Below are 7759 nucleotides of genomic sequence, written 5' to 3'. Positions count from 1 at the left end.
TTCTAAATCATTATTTTTATAAAATATATTTTTACTATTTTTTAAATTATAAATTAATTTTTTATAAAAATTTTGAACTAAGTTTCTTTTCATTTGAAATTAGTGCTTTTTTAACATTTTTAATGATTTTTTATCAAAATATATCACACACTACCATTTTAATAATAATCTGTTATAGAAACAACATACTTTAAAGTTAAATATCATAAAAATGTCTAAAAAAAAATTTAAACTAGGATTATTTGCTTTTAACGCAAGTTCTGGTTCTACTATCACAAATCATAAAAAAAAATGGAGAGCTAATACAGATAAAATTATAAAACTTGCAAAGGAAGCAGATGAATGTGGTCTAGATTTCCTTTTACCTGTTGCTAGATGGAGTGACTGGGGTGGAAGTTCAAGGCCACACAGAAATACCTTTGAAACTTTATCTTTAGCTTCGGCTTTATCGATGATAACAAAAAAAATATATTTATTCTCAACTATACATGCGAATTATATCCACCCAATTATTGCTGCAAAAACCCTAACTTCAATCAGTAGATTTTCAAATAACAGAATTGGGATGAATTTTGTATGTGGTTGGAATAAAGAAGAATATGAAATGTTCAACGTAGACTTTAACTTATCTAGTTCTGATAGATATAAATATGGAGAAGAATGGTTAAAAATATTTAATAAGCTTATAAATCCAAAAATTGATAAATTTTCTTTTACTGGAAATTATTTCAAAATTAAAAATGGACAAAATTTTCCTAAAGTTCTTAATAAAAATTTTGTTAAAATTTCAGCGGCATTTTCAAAGGATGGTAGAAAATTTGCAGGTAAACATTTTGATGTTCTTTTAACTATGTTTAACAACTTAGATTCATTAAAAAAAACAAATGAAGAATTAAAAAATAAATCCAAAAAAAGAATTCAAATTTTCAATCCAGTTCATTTAATTGTAAAAAAATCAAAAACAGAAGCCGAGGAATTTTATCATGAATATTCTAGTAAAAATCAGGATACAAAAGCAGTAGACAATTTTATAAATAATTTGCAATGGTCAAATAAAAAAATTCTTGCTTCATATTTAAAACAATTAAAACAAAGGGTTTCTGGATCATTAGGTTCTTTTACAATAATTGGAGATAAAAAATCTGCTCTTGAACAAATAAATTCTATATATAAATCAAAAACAGATGGGATAGCTATGACATTTTTTGATTATTCAAAAGATTTTGAATATTTTAGAAAAAATATATTACATGAAATAAGAAAATTTTAATGATTAATTATTCTAGACAGTCGATAAATTCCAAAGAGATAAAAGCTGTTACAAATGTTTTAAAGTCAAATTATTTGACTCAAGGACCGTTGGTTCAAAAGTTTGAAAAAAGAATTAAAAATTTTTGTAAGTCAAAATATGTTGTCGCTGTAAATAGTGCAACAAGTGGATTACATATTGCATGTATGTCATTAGGTATAAAAAAAAAAGACATGGTTTGGACTTCAGCGATTAGCTTTGTTGCAAGCGCTAATGCGGCGGCTTATTGTGGAGCAAATATTGAATTTTTAGATATTTCATTAAATGACTACAATATAAATATTTCAAATTTAAAAACAAAACTTTTTAAGGCAAAACAAAAAGGTAAGCTTCCTAAAGCAATAATTGTTGTTCATTTTGCGGGAAATCCATGTCAGATGGATGAAATATATAAACTAAAAAAACAATACAAATTTAAAATTATCGAGGATGCTTCTCATGCTATGGGAGCAAAATTTAAAAATAATATTATTGGTAATTGCAAATATAGCGATATGTGTATTTTTAGTTTCCATCCAGTAAAATCAATAACAACAGCAGAAGGTGGAGCTATTACAACAAATGTGAAAAAATATTATGATGATTTAAAATTATTTAGAGAACATGGAATTAAACGAGAATTTAAGAAAAAAAAAATTAGACCAAAATATTATGAACAAATAAAATTAGGTTATAATTATAGAATGAATGAGCTAGAAGCAGCTCTAGGCATCGAGCAAATAAAAAAATTAAGTCATTTTATTAATAAAAGAATAAAAATTTTTAGAACTTATAAAGCAGAATTAAAAAATGATTTATTTATTTATCCAAATATTTCAGTAAATTCTAAATCATCACATCATTTGTTTGTAATTCTTTTAAAAAAAAACTCTAAAACGCTTAGGGATAAAATTTTTTTACAATTATTAAAAAAAGGTGTGGGTGTAAATATTCATTATATTCCAATTTATAAACACCCATTTTACAAAAAAAAAAATTATTCATTAGATAATTCAGAAAAATATTACAACACATGTATTTCAATACCAATTTTTCCAACTCTATCAAAAAATCAACAAAATTTTGTTATTCGTACAATTAATTCGATTAAATAAATGATAGTAGCAATTTTACCAGCTAGAGGAGGAAGCAAAAGAATTAAAAATAAAAATATTATTAATATAGATGGAAAGCCTATGATACATCATACTATTAAAATATTAAAAAAAACAAAAATATTTGATGAAATAATTGTAACTTCTGATTCAAGTAAAATACAAAATATATCAAAAAAAGCTGGAGCGAAAATTTATTTTACTAGACCAAAAAACTTGTCAAATGATCATGTGGGCGCTTTTGAAGTTATTAATCATACAATTAATTTTTTAAAAAATAGATATGATAAACATCCAAAATATGTTTGTTATGTTTATCCTTCATCAATATTATTGAATAAAAAAGATTTGATATCTAGTTATAAAAAAATTAAGGAAAATTGTTGGAATTTTGTAATATCCGTTACAAGTTTTGGACACCCTCCTCAAAGAGGTCTTAAAATAAATAATGGTAAAATTACAATGATTGATAAAAAAAATTATAAAACTAGAACTCAAGATTTGGATAAAATTTACCATGATGCTGGACAATTTTGTTGGGGAAAAACAGATTCGTGGTTAAAAAAAAAAATTATATTTTCAAAAAAAAGTTTTGGATTCAAATTACCAAGATATAGAGCGATTGATTTGGATGACATGGAAGATTTGAGTTTATTAAAAAAAATATATTCGTCCCCTTTAAACAAAAGTAGGCAATAATCTAATAATAAAATTAATGTTGATAAAAATTAAAAATTTCAAAAAAGTTTTTCCATTTAATTTTAAGTATTCTAAAAGTAAAAAAAAATATGGACTTTTAATTGGTGACAGAATTCAGACTGATGCGAATTTAAGGTCTTTAATACTAGCAAATATAATAAAAAAAAAATATGATTGTAACTCATATTTAGTCTCAGACGTAAGCGATAAAAAAAATATCCCGGTTTATAATAATGTTGATATAAAAAACTATTCAATTAACTTTAAGTTTAAAAATTTTAAATATTTTTTGATTTTTTTAATTTCTCTTTATGATCTTTTTAAATTTTATTTTAAAACATTATTCGTAAGTGATAAAATTGAATGGTTAATAAAAAATTTTAAATGTAAAAAAATTAAAATAGGTGATCTTGTCTATGATATTTATATTAGATATGATTTAAAGTTTCTTGATCCTTCAATTTATGAAATAAAATTTTTTAAATCATTATTCATTGGAATATTAAAAACACACTTTATAGATTATCTTGTAAAAAAAAATAATATTAGATTCACAATTTCAACGCAACTGAGCTTTACATCTTATGGAAACCTAATATCAAGATATGGAACGAAATATAAATTGAAAACTTTTACAACTGGCTATAATTTTGTTCAAAAATTTAATAATCATAAAGAAACTTTAACAAGTACTTTTAAAATAAGAAAAAAAAAAATAACAAATAATATTAAACAAATTGAAGTAAAAAAAATTGAAAAATTTTATAATCTTAGAAAACATGGAAAATTATATGGTTCTTACGTTCCAATTAATACAATTAGAAAAATTTATGGATTAAGTGAAGATAGCAAAATAGTAAAATTCAAAAAAAAAATAAATAATATAAAAAAAAACCATGAAGTAAATGTATTGGCTCTTCATTGTTTTTCAGATAGCCCACACTTTTGTGCTGATATGATTTTTAAAGATTATTATGATCAGTTTTTACAAACAATCAATTTTATAAGGAATAATAATAAAAAAACTTTTTGGATTATAAAACCACACCCTTCAAGATCTCAATATCATGAAGAAGGCATTATAGAAAAAGTAATCTACAGATATAAAAGTGAATTAGAAAATGTAATTATGTGTCCAGAAAAAATAAATAATTCAACATTATTCAAATTATCAGATAATCTAATTAATTGTGTTTCAACGATTTCACTTGAATTTGCTTGTTATGGAAAAAAATCAATCATTGCTGGTGACGCTCCATATTTCCATAAAGATCTTTTCTTTAAACCAAAAAATAAAATAGAATACTTTTATTTAATAAAAAATTTGAATAAATTAAAACTTAAGCTTAACAAAAAAGAGATTATTTTAGCCAAAAGAATATTGTATCTTATCGAATTAGAGTCTAATAATAATTTAGAAAAATCGAGAATATTACCTGATATTTTTTTATCCAAAATTAATGAGACAAGTTACATTAAATATTTAAATGAAAATATTAAAAAAAATAAAAATTTTTCAATTTTCAATGATCCACTATATAAAAGCTTAGACTCAAAATTATCGAAAAATATTTTTTAGTATTATAATTTTGTATAATTAGTTTTAACATATATACATAATTGAATTCATAAAGAATTAATACAAGTATAGAAAATAAATGAAAAATGATTGTATAATTGTTTTAGGTTCTGGATCAAACAAAATTCCTGATATTAAGGTAAAAGAAATTTATTCATCAAATGGTAGTGCTGAGCTAGGAGCTTTGTATAAAAAAAAATATTCTGATGTTACACATACTTGTGTAATTAGTGCGAGATCATTTTTAAAACTTGATCATGTTAAGCCTCGAGTTGTAAGAGCAAATCCTGATAAAATTCTTATAAGAGATTTTGAAGAAATTACATATAATTTGGTTAAAAATTTATTTGATCAAAGTGTAGAATTTACTAAATTTACAAGACTAGAACAGTTTTCTTTTCAAAAAAATTTTTTTAATTCAGGAATACTTGATTTGCTTAAAGCAGAAGCCTCCTATGAAGATAATATTTTAAAAAAAATAATTCATTTTTATAAATTTTATTTTTCAAATGATTTTTTGGGTGTTTCTTCAGGCTTTTATAGTATTTTGTATGCTATAAAAAAACATCCTGATAAAAAAATAATAGTATCTGGGATTAGTTTTGAAGGTGGAAGTCATTACTATAGTTCAGGCATGATGAGTTTAAATAGAGGTAGAGTAGATAATTATCTTATAAAAAATCTCAAAAGCAAAATTAAAAGCAAAATATTTGTATTAGATAAAAATTTATCAAATAAATTTGGTTTAAATTATTTAGATTTAAAACTTTTAATTTAGTCTTTTTAAATTTCAAAAATAGTATAAATATAAGAATATGCACAAAATTTGGAAATCAATAGAACCTAAAAACTACAAAAATATAAATGAATGTATAAAAGAATTAAAAAAGAAAAAAATTTATGTAAGTGTTTGGATTGAAGACATAGTTAAAAATAAAAAAAATAGTATAAAAATCACAAAAAAAAAAGTTAATTTATACCGTATCAGGGTTTCAGCATTAGGATTTTCAAAACCAACAACTTTAAAAAATATTTATAAAAAATTAAAAAAAAAAAAGTATTCATGTGTGCCGCCTGATATAGCTCTTAGGTCAAGATTATTTTATAAGGAACAGAAAACTGGAGAGTGGTTAAGATTTGCTACCCCAATGAACTCTATGATAGACAGTGATAATGTCCCACATTTGCCCAAGCTAGGAAAGGCATTAGGAAAATATTTTATAGAAACCTATTGGTCTTATCCAGGCGCAGTCTTTCATCCCCATAATGAATTTGTAGTTATGAAATAGTTTAGATGTTATTTGATAAATTAAAAATAAATAAGGTATTTTTAAAAAACAGAATAGTAATATCTCCGATGTGCCAATATTCTGCAATAAATGGAAGCCCTACACTTTGGCACTACAACCATCTATCTAAATTAGCATGTACAGGTGCAGCCATGCTCATGATTGAGTCAACAGCTGTAAATAAAAATGGAAAAATTTCACATAAAGATCTATGTTTAAGTAATAAAAAACAAGAACATAATTTAAAAAAATTAACAAAGCATCTTCAAAAAATAAGCAATATTTCATTGGGCATTCAAATTTCTCATGCTGGCAGAAAAGGATCATCCATGGTTCCGTGGGTTAAATCTAATTCTCCAATTAAAAAAAATTCTTGGCAAACTTATGCACCATCATCAATTAAAAGAGCCAAAAATTGGCCTACACCAAAAAGTTTAAATTCAAAGCAAATTCGTAAAATTATCGTTGATTTTAAAAAAACTGCAATAAGAGCAAAAAGAATAGGATTTGATTGTCTAGAAATACATATGGCTCACGGATATTTATTACATCAATTTTTATCGCCTATCTCAAATAAAAGATTAGATGAATATGGAAGTAATAAAAAAAATAGGACAAAATTACCCTTAGAAATTGCATCAGAGATTAGAAAAATCTGGCCAAAAAATAAAATATTAGGTGCAAGAATTACAGCAACGGATCATTTAGACGGTGGCATAAATTTAAAAGACTCAATAGAATTTGTAAAAAAACTTAAAAAAATAGGCTTTGATTATGTTTGTGTTTCAAGTGGTGGGATTTTACCCGTTACAAAATTAAAGTTAAAAAATGCATTTAGAAAAAATTTTAGCAAAAAAATAAAATCGGAAACTAAAATTTTAACAAGAATAACTGGACAGATTGATGACGTTAGAACTGTTAATAGATTATTAAAGGACGGATCAGCAGATTTTATCGCTGTAGCGAGAAAATTTATAAAAGATCCTAACTGGATACTTAGAGAAGCTAAAAAAAATAAAATTAAAAATTATATTCCCAATCAGTATTTAAGGTGTTTATAGATATATTGAAATTTTTTCTAACGTATAAAAATGTGTTTAATCTGGAGCAGAAGAAATTTTGTATACAAACCTAATTACTAGTCGATCAGTTTTGCTTGGCATAGATCCTCTATGGACTCCAGATTCATCAAATATAAGTGCACCACCTTTATCAAGCTTATAATCATACTTAGTTGTATTGTATGGTTCTTTTTCAATGAAACTTGTACTATTTAAGAAACTTTCAATTTCATTTGGATCAATTTTTTTTTCAAGATTTTTTCTGTAACTTTCATCTTTTATAACATTTCTAAAATCCTTTAAAGACCAATAGGGTCTGTATTTTATTTCTTTGTTGTAAATATCTTTTTTTAATTGGTAAGCAATTTTTGAAGTTTTTGGAATATAACCTAAACAACCATTGTCCGAGTCTACTGATGTTAAGTATACAAAAAATTTTAACGCTGCAAAATTGGGATTAACAAAGTTTTCAACATTTAATCTTCCGGAGTAAGCTTGATCAACATGCCAGTCTATAACATTTTTATTTGATTTTTTTGAGAAATAAGAATCAATACTTGTCAATTTTGTTTTTTGGCCCAAAACATTATTTGCAATATTTTTTAGTTTTAATTTTTTTGTCAATCTTATAATTGTCAAGCAATCTATTAATTTTGATATCTGAAAATTAATTAATTTTTTAAATAAAAAATATCTAATTCTAGATCTATAAAAATAAGATTCACTAT

The 7759-nt window shown here is 23.9% G+C and carries 8 protein-coding genes; 7 read left to right on the top strand and 1 reads right to left on the bottom strand.

From position 1 onward, the window contains the following. Window positions 1–211 precede the first annotated feature (211 nt). The 7 genes from ACTT9R_RS05310 to ACTT9R_RS05280 all read left to right on the top strand — a co-directional run bounded on the left by ACTT9R_RS05310 (window position 212) and on the right by ACTT9R_RS05280 (window position 7031). Complete coding sequence (locus ACTT9R_RS05310) at window positions 212–1270, top strand: LLM class flavin-dependent oxidoreductase (protein WP_440926975.1); 1059 nt, start codon at window positions 212–214, stop codon at window positions 1268–1270. Beyond that, window positions 1270–2403 (top strand): UDP-4-amino-4,6-dideoxy-N-acetyl-beta-L-altrosamine transaminase, encoded by a 1134-nt coding sequence (gene pseC / locus ACTT9R_RS05305; protein ID WP_440926974.1) that lies wholly within the window; start codon window positions 1270–1272, stop codon window positions 2401–2403. Before ACTT9R_RS05310 ends, pseC begins: the two co-directional genes overlap by 1 nt. After that, window positions 2404–3102 (top strand): pseudaminic acid cytidylyltransferase, encoded by a 699-nt coding sequence (pseF, locus tag ACTT9R_RS05300; RefSeq protein ID WP_440926973.1) that lies wholly within the window; start codon window positions 2404–2406, stop codon window positions 3100–3102. Between the two features lie 16 nt (window positions 3103–3118). Further along, window positions 3119–4681: a capsular polysaccharide export protein, LipB/KpsS family gene (locus ACTT9R_RS05295; protein WP_440926972.1), complete on the top strand. Its 1563-nt coding sequence runs from the start codon at window positions 3119–3121 to the stop codon at window positions 4679–4681. A 79-nt stretch (window positions 4682–4760) separates the two neighbouring features. After that, window positions 4761–5459: a hypothetical protein gene (locus ACTT9R_RS05290; protein WP_440926971.1), complete on the top strand. Its 699-nt coding sequence runs from the start codon at window positions 4761–4763 to the stop codon at window positions 5457–5459. Between the two features lie 37 nt (window positions 5460–5496). Then, a complete protein-coding gene (locus ACTT9R_RS05285) occupies window positions 5497–5970 on the top strand; it encodes a hypothetical protein (RefSeq protein WP_440926970.1) in 474 nt (157 codons plus the stop codon). A gap of 5 nt (window positions 5971–5975) precedes the next feature. Next, window positions 5976–7031, top strand: coding sequence for an oxidoreductase (locus ACTT9R_RS05280; RefSeq protein WP_440926969.1), 1056 nt, complete (start codon window positions 5976–5978; stop codon window positions 7029–7031). A gap of 36 nt (window positions 7032–7067) precedes the next feature. Here the strand turns inward: ACTT9R_RS05280 and ACTT9R_RS05275 are convergent. Further along, window positions 7068–7759, bottom strand: a 692-nt coding sequence (locus ACTT9R_RS05275; RefSeq protein ID WP_440926968.1) for a phytanoyl-CoA dioxygenase family protein, incomplete at its 5' end; no start/stop codon positions are given.

The sequence above is a fragment of the Candidatus Pelagibacter sp. genome, from assembly GCF_052049835.1.
GTDB lineage: Bacteria > Pseudomonadota > Alphaproteobacteria > Pelagibacterales > Pelagibacteraceae > Pelagibacter.
This window is presented reverse-complemented; position numbering and strand designations above follow the sequence as displayed.